The 15,745-nt window shown below is 58.5% G+C and carries 18 protein-coding genes; 5 read left to right on the forward strand and 13 right to left on the reverse strand.

Translation table 11 applies throughout. The annotated features are described in order from the left end of the window. Positions 1 to 9: 9 nt before the first annotated feature. Genes ABWV79_RS10270 through ABWV79_RS10280 form a run of 3 tightly spaced genes read left to right on the forward strand, consistent with a single transcriptional unit; the run spans position 10 to position 2,218 of the window. Positions 10 to 438, forward strand: a complete 429-nt coding sequence (locus ABWV79_RS10270; RefSeq protein ID WP_170356370.1) for an ExbD/TolR family protein — start codon at positions 10 to 12, stop codon at positions 436 to 438. Continuing rightward, a complete protein-coding gene (locus tag ABWV79_RS10275; protein ID WP_209197571.1) occupies positions 435 to 845 on the forward strand; it encodes an ExbD/TolR family protein in 411 nt (136 codons plus the stop codon). Before ABWV79_RS10270 ends, ABWV79_RS10275 begins: the two co-directional genes overlap by 4 nt. After that, positions 842 to 2,218, forward strand: coding sequence for a DUF4384 domain-containing protein (locus ABWV79_RS10280; RefSeq protein ID WP_353391768.1), 1,377 nt, complete (start codon positions 842 to 844; stop codon positions 2,216 to 2,218). Before ABWV79_RS10275 ends, ABWV79_RS10280 begins: the two co-directional genes overlap by 4 nt. 54 nt (positions 2,219 to 2,272) lie before the next feature. On the opposite strand, the gene ABWV79_RS10285 is transcribed toward ABWV79_RS10280, so the two are convergent. The 9 genes from ABWV79_RS10285 to ABWV79_RS10325 form a co-directional block, all read right to left on the reverse strand. Beyond that, on the reverse strand, positions 2,273 to 2,668 hold the full coding sequence (locus ABWV79_RS10285; protein WP_353392380.1) for a nitrile hydratase accessory protein: 396 nt from the start codon (positions 2,666 to 2,668) through the stop codon (positions 2,273 to 2,275). Next, on the reverse strand, positions 2,661 to 3,323 hold the full coding sequence (gene nthB, locus ABWV79_RS10290; RefSeq protein WP_353391770.1) for a nitrile hydratase subunit beta: 663 nt from the start codon (positions 3,321 to 3,323) through the stop codon (positions 2,661 to 2,663). Before nthB ends, ABWV79_RS10285 begins: the two co-directional genes overlap by 8 nt. Positions 3,324 to 3,332: 9 nt before the next feature. After that, on the reverse strand, positions 3,333 to 3,920 hold the full coding sequence (gene nthA, locus ABWV79_RS10295) for a nitrile hydratase subunit alpha (RefSeq protein WP_353391771.1): 588 nt from the start codon (positions 3,918 to 3,920) through the stop codon (positions 3,333 to 3,335). A 7-nt stretch (positions 3,921 to 3,927) separates the two neighbouring features. After that, on the reverse strand, positions 3,928 to 4,713 hold the full coding sequence (locus tag ABWV79_RS10300) for an ABC transporter permease (protein WP_170755832.1): 786 nt from the start codon (positions 4,711 to 4,713) through the stop codon (positions 3,928 to 3,930). Beyond that, positions 4,710 to 5,549 carry an ABC transporter permease gene (locus ABWV79_RS10305; protein ID WP_353391773.1) on the reverse strand — a complete coding sequence of 280 codons (840 nt, stop codon included), beginning with the start codon at positions 5,547 to 5,549 and terminating at the stop codon, positions 4,710 to 4,712. Before ABWV79_RS10305 ends, ABWV79_RS10300 begins: the two co-directional genes overlap by 4 nt. A gap of 9 nt (positions 5,550 to 5,558) precedes the next feature. Beyond that, on the reverse strand, positions 5,559 to 6,617 hold the full coding sequence (locus ABWV79_RS10310) for an ABC transporter ATP-binding protein (protein WP_353391774.1): 1,059 nt from the start codon (positions 6,615 to 6,617) through the stop codon (positions 5,559 to 5,561). Between the two features lie 72 nt (positions 6,618 to 6,689). After that, complete coding sequence (locus ABWV79_RS10315) at positions 6,690 to 7,766, reverse strand: ABC transporter substrate-binding protein (RefSeq protein ID WP_353391776.1); 1,077 nt, start codon at positions 7,764 to 7,766, stop codon at positions 6,690 to 6,692. A 22-nt stretch (positions 7,767 to 7,788) separates the two neighbouring features. Then, a complete protein-coding gene (gene speB, locus ABWV79_RS10320) occupies positions 7,789 to 8,751 on the reverse strand; it encodes an agmatinase (protein ID WP_353391778.1) in 963 nt (320 codons plus the stop codon). A gap of 93 nt (positions 8,752 to 8,844) precedes the next feature. After that, positions 8,845 to 9,885, reverse strand: a complete 1,041-nt coding sequence (locus ABWV79_RS10325) for a LysR family transcriptional regulator (protein WP_353391780.1) — start codon at positions 9,883 to 9,885, stop codon at positions 8,845 to 8,847. Here ABWV79_RS10325 and ABWV79_RS10330 point away from each other — a divergent pair. Together ABWV79_RS10330 and ABWV79_RS10335 are read left to right on the forward strand one after the other, a co-directional pair. Continuing rightward, a complete protein-coding gene (locus tag ABWV79_RS10330) occupies positions 9,884 to 10,666 on the forward strand; it encodes a carbon-nitrogen hydrolase family protein (protein WP_353391781.1) in 783 nt (260 codons plus the stop codon). The genes ABWV79_RS10325 and ABWV79_RS10330 overlap by 2 nt on opposite strands. A 15-nt stretch (positions 10,667 to 10,681) precedes the next feature. Beyond that, positions 10,682 to 12,340 carry an amidohydrolase gene (locus tag ABWV79_RS10335; RefSeq protein WP_353391782.1) on the forward strand — a complete coding sequence of 553 codons (1,659 nt, stop codon included), beginning with the start codon at positions 10,682 to 10,684 and terminating at the stop codon, positions 12,338 to 12,340. 5 nt (positions 12,341 to 12,345) lie between these two features. On the opposite strand, the gene ABWV79_RS10340 is transcribed toward ABWV79_RS10335, so the two are convergent. Genes ABWV79_RS10340 through ABWV79_RS10355 form a run of 4 tightly spaced genes read right to left on the reverse strand, consistent with a single transcriptional unit; the run spans position 12,346 to position 15,744 of the window. Next, positions 12,346 to 13,083, reverse strand: a complete 738-nt coding sequence (locus ABWV79_RS10340) for an MBL fold metallo-hydrolase (RefSeq protein WP_353391783.1) — start codon at positions 13,081 to 13,083, stop codon at positions 12,346 to 12,348. Next, positions 13,083 to 14,132 (reverse strand): ABC transporter ATP-binding protein, encoded by a 1,050-nt coding sequence (locus ABWV79_RS10345; RefSeq protein ID WP_353391785.1) that lies wholly within the window; start codon positions 14,130 to 14,132, stop codon positions 13,083 to 13,085. The genes ABWV79_RS10340 and ABWV79_RS10345 overlap by 1 nt, the downstream gene beginning before the upstream one ends. Further along, positions 14,129 to 14,902, reverse strand: a complete 774-nt coding sequence (locus tag ABWV79_RS10350; protein ID WP_353391786.1) for an ABC transporter permease — start codon at positions 14,900 to 14,902, stop codon at positions 14,129 to 14,131. Before ABWV79_RS10350 ends, ABWV79_RS10345 begins: the two co-directional genes overlap by 4 nt. Continuing rightward, the gene (locus tag ABWV79_RS10355) at positions 14,899 to 15,744 is read right to left on the reverse strand and encodes an ABC transporter permease (RefSeq protein ID WP_353391787.1); all 846 of its coding nucleotides are present in this window, start codon (positions 15,742 to 15,744) and stop codon (positions 14,899 to 14,901) included. Before ABWV79_RS10355 ends, ABWV79_RS10350 begins: the two co-directional genes overlap by 4 nt. Position 15,745: the final 1 nt, after the last annotated feature.

A 15,745-nucleotide genomic window follows, 5' to 3' on the forward strand; every position in this document is an offset into this window, starting at 1 on the left:
AAGGTGTCGATGGACAGCGATCTCAGCCTGAACAGACGCAAGCCAACCCGGCCATTGATCTCGCTGGTGCCGATGATCGACGTCATGTTGATCTTGCTGGTGTTCTTCATGGTTACGTCGACGTATTTGAACCTCGACATGATCCCGGCGCTGGCGCAACGCGACAGCCCCGCACAAGGGACGACCGGAGAGGGCACAGCTGAAACGTTACTGATCCGCATAGGCACGGACGGAGCCCCGTTTCATCAGGGCCAAGCGGTATCTCATGATGATTTGTCCGACCTATTGACCCGACGCCTAAGCCGAGACCCCGGTCTTCAGGTCATCGTGCTGCCTACCGGAGGGGCCAGGCTACAATCTCTTGTATCGGTCATGGATACAGTCACCCAGGCCGGGACAGTGAACATGCGCGTGGTTCGACTGGAGGCTAGCCCGTGAAAATCACCCGCCCTGCCCCACGCCACCACCCCGAAACGATCATTGCCCTGATCGACGTTGTTTTCTTTTTGCTGGTCTTCTTCATGCTGATCGGACGTATGGATGCCACGGCACCCTTTGACGTGGCTCCGCCTGTCGCGGTGACCGGTGCGGACATGCCCGCAGGCGGCATCACAATCTCGGTAGCAGCAGATGGCACAATCGCATTGGACGGTGAGACCGTAGCGCCGGAAGACATCGAGCGTCGCGTTCAGTCATTGCTGGTGGCCCAACCAGACATTCTGATCCGCATCAATGCGCATCGCGAAGCAACGTTACGATCAATCCTGCCCCGTATTGCTCAGTTTGAGGCTATGGGCGCCCGCGATGTGGTGTTGGTCGTAACCCCTCCGGGACCGGCGCAATGATCCGGGGTGCCGCCTTATGGGGTATCGGGCTGGTCGTTTCACTCGCCCTGCATGTCGGAGGCGCCATCGCCCTGATTTGGAGCGTCGAGCCCGAACCGGTTGTTGAACAGCAGGTTCCCGAAACACAAATGCAGCTGTCGGCCCACCAGGTAAAACAAAGCGAGGCCGTTGAATCCCAACCAGACTCAGAAACCGCTCAAACCGAGGACGCTTCGGGCGCGCAGCTGGGCCAAAGCACGATCCGACAGTCAACAGCGACTGCCGCTCAGCTTCCCCAGCAGCTGGTTGCAGTGACTATTCCGGACACCGATACTTTGTCAGCGTCTGAGGCAAAGCTAGAACCCGCGCAGTCCGTTTCCGCCACATCTCAGCCACTGCAAGCGACAACATTACCCGTTTCGCAGTTGGTCTCTGCCGCGGTACAGGCCAATCCGGTCTCATTGAAGCAACCGCTGGCGCAAACCGTGCCTCCGGCGCAACCCACTGCGGACGTCTCACAATCCGTGCAACTCCAACCCGTCGTCCTGACACAAACGGTTCCCGACATCCCGCAAACTGCCGCATCCGAGGTGTTTTCCACCTCTGGCGACGGACCGATAGACCCGGTCTCATTAGCCGCAATCCAGAGCTTTATGCAGCCGGAAGATGCCGGAAAATCGGCCGAGAACCTGCGCGACGGGATCGATGGACTATTGGCGCAAGTCCCCTGCGCACGGCTGCAGGTTCAGTTTCAGCCAGACACAAACACTTTGCAGCTTATTGGACATATCCCCGAGGATGGATTGCGCAATCCTGTTCTGGCCGCCCTTCAGACGCAGATGGGTACCAACATCCAGGTCGAGGACAAGTTGCGCATCCTGCCGCGCCCGCAATGCGGCGCACTCAGCGGAATAGCCGATATTGGCTTGCCGCAATCAACGGACCAGATCACCAATCCACTATTGATCGGGGAAGATGTCCATGCCCGCGCGTTTCGGTATGTGAACGGTCAACAACTGGTTCTTGACCTGACCGGAGCAGACTACGACGCATACGTCTATGTCGACTACTTTGATGCCCAAGGGCAAGTCATCCATTTGCGACCGAATGCATCGACCCCAATGCAGCCGACACTCGCAAAGTCCGCATTGCGCGTGGGCGCGGCCGCGCCGGGTGATCCCGGCCTTTTCATCACGATAGGTCCACCTTACGGACAGGAAATCGCCGTCGCCTTTGCTGCGTCAGATCCGCTATACCAAGAGGATCGCCCACTAATCGAACCGGCAGATGCTTACCTTAAGTTCCTCAAATCTCGCGTCGCCGAAGCTCGGGCCGTTAACCCCGACTTCAAAGGAGAGTGGGTCTATTTCTTTATCACCACAGCCGAGCGTTAGAGACGCATCAAATCCGTGATCCAAGCAGAAGGAGCTGCTGCCTTTACCCCGATGCTAATCCTGAACGCTGGAACTTTGGATCTCCGCAGACTGTGCCGCTCTGATCTTGGCAACTGTTTGCTGAATATCCAAAATTTTGTTTTCCAATTCCGGGGCATTCAGAGAACCCTCACTGGTCAAGGTATCCTCTACAGCGCGCAGCCAGCAATCGAAGTAAGCCGTTTCCACGGCCCGTGCCGTACCTGCACTGTTGCGCCTTTCCATTTCAGTGATCAGGGCCGAAAGGCGGGATTGGAACGTCGTCCAAGGGAAATGCCCTTGTTGGACCATGGCCACGACAAGAGCAAATATCCGAGTCTGCCATGGAGCAAGGAACAAAGGGCCGTTTTCATCCAGCCCGGGGATCGAGCGGCGGACGTTTTGCAACGCCACGTCATGGGCGTCACACATCGTCAAGATAACTCTCCCAAAGATCAAGACAGACGCAACCATTGGCGTCTGCAGCACTGCCCCACAAATCCTTGGACGAAAATTCAACCGTATAGCAATGCTGAGGATCAGGGCCTTGCCCGCTTGCCATCGAGTCGGCGAACTGAAACACCCCCATATCGGCGATGACCTTCCCGACGTGGTTGCGCACATAACGAGGCACCCTCGTGTGACCAACGGGACTGTTGGCCAGAACGCGCACTGACTGACCGATGGCAAAGCGTGGCGTGGCGGTGGTTGGGGGGAATGTCATCTCGGCCCCTGCCTTGGAGGCCGCCAATATGTCAGCCGGACCGACCGCCGGATGATCACCCTGCGGGATGTCGAACCGTTTCAGACCCGACGCGACTTCCTGCGGGTCAACCAGACCCGCAGCTTGTACCAGCGCAGTCGCGGCCACGGTCCATTTTTCAAAGTAATCCAACCGCAGGTAATCCGCGGGGGCAATCCGTTCGATTGCGGCGCGGTGTTCATCGGCGCAGAAAGGCACCGACCACGCCAAAGCCTCGGTCAAGGCAAAGGCCCGCTTTTGCCAGTCGTGGTCAAAAGCCCGATCCTGATCGCAGGGAACCGGGCCAAACCCGTGCATCCCGCCCATATCATGAATGCCATCCATCCCCTGCCCCTAAACCAAAGCCGTGCCGATCATGCCGTTGCGGGTGACACGATCAGCCAGTTCTGCAGTGGAAAGCCCCTCGGTCCCGTCGGGGCGGCGTGGCAGAACCAGATAGCGGATCTCGGCCGTGCTGTCCCAAACCTTGATCTGCACCTCTTCAGGCAGGCTGACACCAAATTCCGCCAAAACCGCGCGGGGTTCACGCACCACACGCGACCGGTAGGCGGGGCTTTTATACCATGTGGGCGGCAAGCCCAAAACCGGCCACGGATAGCAGGAACACAAGGTGCAAACGATGACGTTGTGAACCGCGTCCGTGTTTTCGACCACCCGGATATGTTCGCCCTGGAACCCGCTGAACCCCATCGCATTGATCGCCGCGGACCCGTCGCGCAGTAGCCAGTCTTTGTATTCCGGATCCGTCCACGCACGCGCCACCACAGCCGCGCCGTTGCGCGGGCCGGTTTCGCGCTCATAATATTCAACGATGCTGTCCAGCGTTTCGGGTTTGACCAACCCCTTGGCCACCATCAGCTCCTCCAGCGCGCGCACGCGCAGGGCGGGGCCTTCTTCCAGAGGATCGTGATCATGGGGCATGGGTCGGTTACTCCATCGCGCCGAGAATACGAGCCAAGTTTGAAAACCGTGCGATCAGGGCGAAAATCACGATATTTATCACCATGAAGATCACCGCAATCGACGCAATAACCGGCGTGTAGCCATAGCGCAGGGCATTGAAAATCTTGATCGGCAGAGTCTCGACCGAGAAGCCCACGGTCATAAGCGCGATGATGTATTCATTCAGGCTGAGGACAAAGCAGAACGCAAACCCCGCAAAGGCAAAGGGGGCGGCAATCGGCAGGATCACCGTGCGGAAGACAACGGCGTTTGAGGCGCCCATGGTCTGGCTGGCCTCGATCAGCGCGTGATCGACGCTTTCCAAACCCAGCGAGATCGTGACCAAAGGCAGCGCCAGCAGGAAAACCGCATGGGCAATGATGACGTTGATCATCAGCCCGTTCAGCCCAATCCCGGTGAAGAACAACAGGAAGGCCAGCGCCATGATGACGGGCGGCAGGATGAACGGTGCCACCCCAAGCGCCAGCAGCGCCTTGGCATAGCGCAGCCCATAGCGCCATGCGAAATAGGCCACCGGCATCGCGATCAGAACCGAAAGGCTGGCCGAGGCGAAGGCGATGAACAAAGAGTTTTTCAGCGCCGTGAACCAGTCATTTGCCACGAAAACCTCGGCATACCAGCGGAAAGAAAAGCCGCGCGGCGGGAAGGCCAGGAACTTTTTGGCGTTGAACGAAACGGCCGCAATCACAAGGATCGGCCCGATCAGATACAGCGCGAACAGCGCCAGATAGATACTGCGCAGCGCCCTCATGTCTTTTTCCCCGAGAATTTCGTGACCAGCCAAATCACCGTCGCGCTGAGAACCAGCAACACCACCGCCAGCGCTGAGGCAAAGGGCATATTGAAATTGAATATCGCCTGATCCGTAATCAGCACCGACAGCGTCCAGTGTTCGGGCTTACCCAGAACCTGCGGCACAATGATGGCCCCCAGCGTCAGCACGAACACCGTCACCCCGCCCGAGATGATCGCAGGCCGCGTAACGGGAATGATCACCGTGAAAAACGTCCGCAAAGGCGAGGCCCCAAGCGTGCGCGATGCCTCGATCAAGCTTTTGTCCAATCGGCTGAGCGCGGGAAACAGCAGCAGAACCGAAAACGGTACGGTCAGATAGACCAGCGCGGCGACCACAGCGCCTGCCGAGGGGGTCATGGCAAAGCTTTTCTCAATCACCCCGATCCAGACAAGTATGTTGGCCACGCCTGCGGTGCGGGACAAAAGGATTTGCCAGCTGAAGGCGATCAGCACTTCGGACAGGGACAGCTGCGCCAGAATGTAGATCAACCAAAGGGTCTGCGAGCGCGGAGGGAAAGTGGTCAGGAAATAGGTGAAGGGATACGCGATCAGCAGGCTCAGCACTGCGATCAGCGCGCACAGACCTGCTGAGAACAACGCCCGTTCGATATAGAACCAGGTCAGAAATCGTTCAAAATGCTGGAGGTCAAAGCTGGTGGCATAACCTCCGTCATCGGTAGGCGTGGACACACTGGTCAGCAGGATCAGGACGAAGGGGATCACAAAAAACGCCCCGATCATCACCGAGGACGGGATCAGCCCGATATAGCGGGAAAGCGCGCTTGTCTGCATTTCTCCCTCCTATACCGCCAACACGCTGCAGGCCGTAGCAGGCATTTCAACATGGACCTGATCGCCGACTTTCACATTGGGCCAGTCCTTTGGTGTCAGGACCGAGATCACCTCATGCCCGGCGCAATCCACCAAAATCTCGATCGTGGCGCCGATATCGCGCACGAATGTCACCGTGCCGGTGACTGAGTTGGCCACATCCACGTCCGAGGGATGATGCACGAACACCTCTTCGGGGCGGGTCATCAGCAGAACGTCATCACCCTTGGTGAAGGTTCCAGTGTTGCCGTCCACCGTCAGATTGACCCCGTTCACATGTACACGGTCAGGCCCTGACATCTTGGCAGGCAGCAGGTTGCTGGTGCCGATGAAACCGGCCACGAATTTGTCGACCGGGGTCTTGTAAATCTCCATCGGGGTGCCGGTCTGCAGCACCTGCGCCTTTCCCATGACCACGATCTGATCGGCCATCGTCATCGCCTCGGTCTGGTCATGAGTGACGACGACAGTGGTGATCCCAAGCTCTTGTTGCAGCTTGCGCAGCTCAATCTGCATGACCTCGCGCAGATTGGCATCAAGCGCCGACATCGGCTCATCCAACAAGAAAACCTGCGGGTTCAGCGCCAAGGCCCGCGCGATCGCCACGCGCTGACGTTGACCGCCCGACAATTGCGAGACCTTGCGGTCCTCAAGCCCTGGCAGGTGAACCATATCCAGCAACTGCCGCGCGCGGTCTTCGCATTCCGACCGGGAATGGCCCCGAATGCGCATCGCATAGCTGATGTTTTCACCCACATTCAGATGCGGAAACAGCGCAAAAGATTGAAACACCATGCCAATATTGCGCTGATGCACAGGCACTCTGGTCAGGTCTTGATCCTCGAACCGGATCGTGCCTTGCGTGGGTTCGTCCAGCCCGGCGATCATCCGTAGGAGAGTGGTCTTGCCACAGCCAGACGGGCCCAGAAAACAGATCATCTCGCCTGTATTGAACTGAAGGTTCACATCTTTAACGGCCGTCACAGTGCCGAATTTCTTGGTGACGTTTTCGATGCTTAAACCGGGCATTGGGCTCTTTTCTTTCAACAAGGGAAATGGCCCGCCCCACCTGCGCGGGGCGGGCCAGTGTCGTGAGTGGTGTTAGCCCGCGATCATCTGGTTCCAGGTGTCGGAAATCCAGTTGGCATGCTCTTTGTAGACATCATACCGCGGAACGATCGGAGCCTCGGGGCTACTCACCGCGGCGAGTTCTTCGGCGGTCAGATCGGTCAGGCTCGGATCGATCACAGGAGCGGTGCCGACATTGCGCGACAACAAAGCTTGCGTTTCGGGCGCCGCGATGAAGTCGATAAATGCGTGGATCTCATCCAACGGTTTGGCGTGTTCAGGCACAATCCAATAGCCCGAGTCTACGATCCCACCCTCTTTCGGGAAAGTCGAGACAACCGGGAAGCCTTCGGCAGCGGCCAGACCGGCCACGTCGTGATAGTACTGGCCCATCGGAATCTCACCGTCCTGCAGCGCTTGCTGGAACGCGCCTTCGTCCTTGTACCAAAGCCGCACATTGGGCACTACTTCGGACAGCTTGTCGAACACTTGTTGGATGCCATCTTTGGTATCAAGAATGTCCGTTCCACCAAAGAAGGTCGTCGCCGTTACCTCAAGCATGTACGAGTTCGAGGCCAGACCCAGAAGACCAATCTGATCCTTGTATGTCTCATCCCATAGCGCGGCCCAGCTGTCAGGAGCCTGCGGGATTTCGTCCGAATTGGTACACAGCGTGATATACCAAGACACCGCGCCAACACCGAACAGGTTTCCGTCGTCATATCTGTCCTGGAACGTGTCGGACATGTTGGCAAGGTTCGGGATTTTGGAATCGTCCAACGCCTTGAACACTTTCTGATCCGCCCCTTGACTACGCGGAATACCCGCCATCAGCGACACATCTGCCGGGGCAGTCTTCGCGCGGGCAGCGTTCTTGATCTGAACCAGCCATGTCTCGCCGGTAGGAACGGCGACCGAGTTCACTTCGATCCCGGTGGCCTTGGTGAATTCGGGGAAGATGAACTGCTTGAAGCTGTCTTCAAAGAACCCACCATAGGTTCCAACCTTGAGCGGCTGCGCCGCCTGAACGATGGCCGGCGCAGCTAGCGTGGCAGCCCCAGTTGCGGCGGCGGTACCTAGAAATCGGCGACGTGAAAGGGTGGTTGGCATTGTGATCTCCTGTTGGTTTTGTTCAGTTGGCCCGGTTCTTGGGCAGGACGCAAAGCATTTCATAGGCCAGATTGGCCCCGATCAGCGCAGTGCAGCCGCTGACATCATATTGCGGCGAGACCTCGACCAGATCGGTTCCGACAAGGTTCAGCCCGGCACAACCGCGCACGATTTCGAGCGCCTGAATATTGGTCAGCCCGCCCATTTCGACCGTCCCGGTTCCGGGCGCGTAGGCCGGGTCCAGACTGTCGATATCAAAGGTCAGGTAGGTCGGCACATCCCCGATCCGCGCGCGGATATCTTGCATCAGGGGGGTCAGGGATTTGTGCCAGCACTCCTCGGCCTGAATGACAGTAAAGCCTTGATTACGGCCCCAGTCAAAATCATCGGGCGCGTATCCCGTCCCCCGCAGACCGATCTGGAACACCTTGTCATTCTGCAACAGCCCATCTTCGACCGCGCGGCGGAACGGAGTGCCATGGGCGATCTTTTCGCCAAACATTTCGTCATTCGTGTCCGAATGCGCATCCACATGGATCAAGGCCACCGGACCGTGTTTGCGGGCGATCGCGCGCAGCACCGGATAGGTCAGCGTGTGATCACCGCCCAGTGTGATCGGAACCCCATCGTGGCTGAGTATCTCATCATAGGCCTCGGTGATGATGTCCATGGTTTTCTTCAGATCAAACGTGTTGATCGCCACATCACCAATATCGGCAACCTGCATCTTGGCAAAAGGTGCCGCGCCCGTGGCCATGTTGAAGGGCCGCAACATGCAGCTTTCGGCGCGGATCGCACGTGGCCCGTGACGCGTTCCCGTCCGGTTCGAGGTGCCGATATCCATCGGAATGCCCACGAAACAAGCGTCCAGCCCGGCGGCGGTTTCCTGCGCTGGCAGGCGCATCATTGTCGTGCCGCCTCCGAAACGGGGCATGTCGTTGCCACCCAAAGGCTGGTTGTAACGCGGCGCGGTCGTGTCTGGCATTATGGTTCCTGCGGCTGAGGTCATACGAAAGTCCTTTTGACCCTAATTGGCTCGGTTGGGCCAAAAAATAGCGATGCGCAAACCCTTACATTGTCATTTAACAATGTATTCCCCCTCATACATTTGTTGAAGGGTCTGGATGAACAGTCCATTTACCTTAGGTACAGCTCCGGACCGTGTGACGATCTGCATGGGACAAGAATAATCACGGCTGCTGTTGGGCAAGCGCCGCAACCGCCCCTGCTTTTCCCAACCCGAGGCCAGATGCAGCGGCAACAACCCGATATATGCCCCACTGAGGATCAGGATCAGCTGCGCTTCGATTTCTTGCGCAAAAAGGTCTCGGTCCGAGGAATGCTGGGACTTTTGCCTTTGCTGGTTCCAATACCCGCGGTGGACCCAAGCCTGCTGGGCAATGGCATCATCACCAAGGGCGTGTTCCGGAACCCCAAACAACAGATGAGTGTCCGAACAATAGAGTGCGTGATGTTCGCGATACAGGTCGGTCAGACTTAAGCCATTGCTTACATTGTCAAAACTACCAAACCCGATATGATAGGTACCGTCCAGTACACCTTGCTGAATATCTTGCGGTTCGGAAATCACAAGGTCGATACGCACGGCCGGAGCAGCCTCGGTGAACTGTTTGATCGCCTGCGGCAGCTTGAATGCCTCATCGGTTGTGGTGGCGTCCACAACGGCCAGTTTTAGACGCCCAACCAGATTGCCCTTTAACTCGGCCAGATGGGTCGAATGCTGATCCAGCGAGTCCATCAGTGCCAGACCGATCTGATGCACCATCCGCCCTTTTTCAGTCAGCAGAAACCCGCGCCGCCCGCGCTGGCACAGACGCACGCCCAGACGTTCTTCAAGCGCGGTTATGTGGTTCGAGATCGTGGGCTGGCTGAGGCCCAGCTCGACCTGCGCCGCCGAGAAGCCCCGGTTCCGAACAACACTGTCGAAAACGGTCAAAAGATGGATATCTGAACCCGTGATTTTCATCCTTGCATTGAGCCAGAGAAATGTATCGTTTTGCAACGCACTATTTGCAAAATCGGGCGCGCTGAATACGGTCGCGACCGCGGGCGCTGAAAATTTGATCGAACTGCGCCGGAACATAGGGACGAGTGCCATGAAGATCGCCGCATTTCAGATGCAAGCCGGAGGCAGCACCGAGGATCGGTTAGCCCAAATCGAACAGGCCCTGCACGATTCGGATGCCGATCTGCTGGTTGCGCCCGAACTTGCCATCACCGGATACGGGCGAGGTGCAGTTCTGCGCGATCTGGCGCAACCGAAGGATGGGCCATGGGTGCAACGGATGACCCAAGCCGTACGCGACAGCGGCGTCAGCCTTGTCGCGGGTTTTCCCGAGGCCGATGGCGACGCCCGCTATATCAGCGCCTTGATCATCAACCGTGATGACCCTGATAGTCCGCTGATCTATCGCAAAAACTGTCTGTATGGCCCCTATGAAAAAGGTATCTTCCAGACGCCCGAGCGGTCCTTGGTGATGACCACAATGGCCGGTCTGACCCTTGGTTTTCTGATCTGCTACGATATCGAATTTCCTGAAAACGTGCGTCGGTTGGCGCATGCCGGGGCGCAGGTGATCATTGTGCCAACAGCGATGGCCGAAGGCCCAGCCGGAGCGTTCATCACGCAACAGGTTGTGCCGGTGCGCGCCTTTGAAAATCAGGTTTTTGTCGTCTACGCCAACCACGCAAGCTCTGACGAAAACTATGCCTATCAGGGTATGTCCTCGATCGTGGCCCCGGACGGTCAGCAGCTGGGTTTTGCGGGGGAAGGCGGACAGGTGATCTCGGCTTCGATTGATCCAGATGCCTATGCCCAATCGCGCGACGAGAACCCCTATTTGTCGGACGCCGTGACACTGAACCTTGCCCACCCTTAGTCGAAAGCCGCGCGCATGACCTCTTCGCTTGCAATCGTGAATGCCGATCTGCGCACGATGGAGCCCGGTGGCCCTCGACAGCAGGCGATATTCGTGTCGGGGGATCGGGTCGCAGCGGTTGGATCAACGGAAGAGATCAAGGCATTATGTACCGTCGAAACTCGGGTCCTCGACGCCGAGGGCGCAACGGTTCTGCCGGGCTTTATCAAAAGCCATATGCATCTGTTTTTCGGCGCCTATTCCCTGAAGGTATTACGGCTTGAGGCGATCACGGGCACTGCAGCCCTGACCCGCGCCATTCGGGAGTTCGCCGCACAAAACCCAGATGACAGCTTGCTTGTGGCACAGGGTCTGGCCTATGCGAGTTTTGACGGTGGTCAAAACCCAGACCGGCATATTCTTGACGCGATATACCCCGATCGCCCGCTGTTGCTGCAAAGCGCGGATTTTCACAACGGCTGGGTAAATACCGCCGCGCTACAGGCTGCAGATGTGTTGCGGGGGCGCGATCTGGGACCGGGTTCGCATATTGAATTGGACGCGGACGGGATCGCCACTGGCACGCTGATTGAGCCTCCGGCCGTTGCCACGATACAGGCGCTTGGCCGCCATGGTGGGCGCGAGGTTCTGGGGCTGGAGGGGGTCGAACCGGCCCAAGAAGTGACGCAAGCTCAGCGCGAGGCCGACAAGGCATTGATGCGCGAAGGGCTGCAACACTGCGCCCAGCACGGTATCACGACAATCATCAATATGGACGGCAACCTTTATCAGGCCAGTCTTCTACAAGAGATCGAGGCCGAGGGCGATCTGTGTTGCCGGCTTGAGCTGCCCTATCACTTCACGCCCGGCGAACCCGTCGAAAACATCGAGATTGCCGAGCAGATGTGGCGTAAGCTGGACAGCCCGATGCTGTGGTGCAACCGGGTCAAATTTTTCATGGACGGCACGCTGGATGCGCACACCGGATACCGGGTGCGGGACTACCCCGATACACCCGGCCACAAAAGTGCGCCGCTGCATGACCCGGCCCGATTTTCCGATCTGGCGGTGGAACTGGACAAGCGCGGGTTCCAGATCGCGGTTCATGCCATTGGGGATGGGGCCGTGCGCGTGGTGTTGGACGGTTATGAGGCCGCCCGCTCTGCCAACGGCCCGCAGGGCAATCGGCACCGGATAGAACATATCGAGTTGCTAGACCCTGCAGACCGGCCCCGCTTTGCCGCGCTTGATGTGGTCGCCTCGTTCATGCCGCCGCATCCGCCGGGATGCGGGGATTTCCCGCTAGAGCCTCTGGCCTCGATCATCGGCTGGGACCAATGGCCTGACGCCTATGTGTGGCGGACGCTCAAAGAGGCGGGTGCGCGGGTCTGTTTCTCAAGCGATTGGCCGATTGCCGCCCTGCCACCTCTGACCGGCATTGACATCGCCCTAACCCGGCAGGTCTGGGACGCCGATCAAAAGGACGAGCGACTGAGTTTTGAAGATACCCTAGCCGCCTATACCAGCGAAGGGGCGTATGCCTGCCGCCGCGATGATCAGTTCGGGCGTCTGGCCCCCGGCATGCTAGCTGATATCGTAGTTCTGGACCGGGTGCTGACGGATAGAAACGCAGGCGACACCGCCGTTGAGGCTACGATCTGCAACGGGGTCGTGACCTACATGGCGAAAAACTGAAAGCCTTACGCCGTCGTCGCGTTCTTTCCATCCAACCACGCGCGAATGATTTCGCGGTGGCGGTCTCGACCATAGCTGGGGAAGTGACCCCCATGCACGGTTTCCACCGGCAAATCATACAAGCGCACCATCGAGCGGTAGTAGTCCTGGGCATTGCTGTGATAGGTGTCTTCGATCAACTCGCCATCATAGACAATATCGCCCGAGAACAGGATGCCCGTCGCGGCCTCCCACAAGGCAATTCCGCCCGGCGAATGACCCGGCGTGTGGATCACCTCGAAATGCCTGTCCCCAAGATCGACGATATCGCCATCGTCCAGCAGTCGCGTCGCCTGCGCACCGCTGACCGCATATGTGTCGGATCGGTAGGGCAAGGGCGGCAGGCAGTCGAAAATCTCGTCCGTCACGTAGGGGTCGGCCAGCGTAGCGACGCGCGTCGGGTTGGCCAGAATATCGGCCTCGGCCCTGTGGACCGCGCGATCCTCGAACTCATGATGACAGCCGATATGGTCGAAATGGGTGTGGCTTGCGACCGCCGTCAACGCACGTTCGGTCACCAGAGGCACCCATGTCCGCAGTGACACAACGCCCATGCCGCTATCGACCAGTATATCGCGGTCGCGCCCGCGCACATGCCACATGTTGCAACGATAGAAAGGCGTGATGAAAGGCTCATCGATCAAGGTGACGTCTTCACCTTTGCGGGTGGTGCGGTACCAATCCTGCGGTTGCGCGCGTTGCATCAGGGGGTCTCCGGTTCGAACAGGCGAAAATTCTCGACATCTGCGGACAACGACACCACATCGCCCTGCGCCCAAGGGCGGTCAGGGGCCAGATAGGCCGTCAGGCTCAGGTCAGGGGCACAGGCCGGCGACAGATGCGCCCGGCAATAGGTTCCGAAAAACGCCGCCGCCGTCACCGTAGCCTGCCCTATCGGGAACGAGCCTTGATCGTCGGCGCGGATATCCTCGGGGCGCAGGCAGATTGCGGCTTTGGTCGAGGCCGGGGCGTTCAGGGTTGGCAAAAGTCCAAACGGTGTTTCTACACCCGCCCCGGATTTCACACCTGAAATGTGGTTATTTTCGCCCATGAAATCCGCCGTGAACAGGGTTGCCGGATAGCGGTAGACCCGGTCCGGGGTACCGTGATCTTCGATCCGGCCCCGGCTCATGACCACGATCCGGTCGGCAATCGCCATGGCTTCCTCCTGATCGTGGGTAACATGGACAAAAGTTGTGCCGATCTGTTGCTGAATGCTTTTCAACTCATCCTGCATGGATCGCCGCAGCTTAAGGTCCAGCGCGCCCAGCGGTTCGTCAAGCAGCAGAACGTCCGGGTTGACGGCCAGCGCCCGCGCTAGGGCGACGCGCTGTCGTTGCCCACCGGACAGGGCATGCGGACGTTTGAGCGCCGCATCCTTCAGGCCAACCAGATCCAGCATCTGTTCGGCGCGTGCGTGGCGGTCTTTCCGACCCATACCGCTCATACGCAGGCCAAAGCCAACATTGTCGCGCAAGGACATGTGCGGAAACAGGGCATAATCCTGAAACACCGTGGTCGTGGGACGTTTGACCGGCGCTACACGGGTCATATCCTGACCGCCGATCAGCACGCGGCCCTGGGTAGGCTCAAGAAACCCCCCTAGGATCGACAAAAGAGTGGTCTTACCGCAGCCGGACGGGCCCAGCAGAGTCACGTATTCACCGGCCTCGATCTGCAGGTCGATCCCGGACAGCGCGTGAAACTGACCGAACCAGTGATTGAGACGCGAAAACGTGACAGACGCGGTCATTGGCAGCCTTTCCGAAAGATGGTGAGTTCCAGCAGCAGCACAACCGCAACTGAAATCAAGAAGACAAAGCTGCCGATTGCGTTCAGTTGCGGCGACAGGCCCGACCTGAGCAGCGACCAGATTTCAACCGGCAAGGTGACGTCAAAACGGGTCAGAAGGAAGGAGATAATAAACTCATCCCAGCTCAGTGTGACCGACAAGAAAAAGGCTGCCGCAATCGAGGGCAGTAACATCGGTATTGTCACCAACGCGATCACCTTGGGCTCGGACGCGCCCAGATCACGGGCGGCGCGTTCGGCGTTTTGCTGTTGCGCTCCCATCGAGGCATAGATGATGGCGAAAGCCAGCGGCAAGTTGATGACCACATGCCCGATCGCTGCGGTCCAAAGCGAAACGCCAAAACCCGAGCGCGTCAGAACGATCAGCAGGCCCAGCCCGACGATCAGGTAACTGACCGTCAGGGGGGCGATCAGCAGTCCTCGGATCAGGGCCGATCCCGGCAGAACGTGCCGCGCAAGCCCGTATGCCGCCAGAAACCCAAGCGCTACGGCAACCGCAGACGACCCGAACGCGACAAGGATCGAATTGCGCAGCGCTGCCATCAAATCCTCGTCCCCAAGAATGGTCTGGTACCACTGCAGGGACGGCCCGTTGAACGGTGGCACAGGCAGCGATCCTTCCTGAAGCGAGAACAGGACCAGCACGCCCACCGGAAGGTAGATAAAGACAAAAGCGGCGATCAGGTACGCCCAGGGCAGAAAGCGCATCATAACCGGTCAAGCCTTAACCAGCGGGCGGACAGCAGATAGGCCAGCGCAACGATGCTCATCAAGACAATGGCCAGCGCCGAAGCCAGCGGGAAATCCGCACGCCGTCCCAGTTGCACCATGATGACCTGTGGCACGGTCAATTCGGTATTGCCGCCCAGAATCTGCGGCGTGACGTAGTCGCCGATACACAGGACAAAGGTCAAGAATGCTCCGGTGACGATACCGGGCAGGGTCAGCGGCAAAATCACATGCCGGAAGGTTTGAAACGCGTTGGCGCCAAGGTCCATTGCCGCCCGGCGATAGTTCGGGGACAGCTGGATCAGGTTGGCATAGATCGTCAGGGTCAGAAGCATGACAAAGAAATGTACAAAGCCAGTCACCGTAGCAAAGCGCGTATTGGCCAGCGTGATCGGCTCGGCGATGGCTCCGATCCACATCAGCGTTTCGTTCACCACACCCTCACGTGCCAGTACCAGCAGCCACGCATAGGATCGCACCACATAAGATGTCCAGAACGGCAGGATTGCCAGCAGCAGGGCAAGACGCTGCCAGCGCGGTGACACACGAAAGGCAATGATCCAGGCTAGCGGATATGCCAGCACGACCGAGATCACCGTCACCGTCAGTGTGATTTCCAGCGAAACCAGGATCGCCCGCCATAGATATTTCTTTTCAAGCAGCATGGCGTAGTTGGCCAGTGACAGATCCCAAACAAGCGTTCGCCCTTCAAGCGAAGCAAGGCTCATCGCGCCCATCACAACGAAAGGCACGATGAAAAAGGCGATGGTCCACAGCAGGGCCGGGGTTACAAAGCCCCAGCCGCGGACCTGGTCCTTGGACATG

The sequence above is a fragment of the Ruegeria sp. HU-ET01832 genome (genome assembly GCF_040371315.1).
Taxonomy (GTDB): Bacteria; Pseudomonadota; Alphaproteobacteria; order Rhodobacterales; family Rhodobacteraceae; genus Ruegeria; species Ruegeria lacuscaerulensis_A.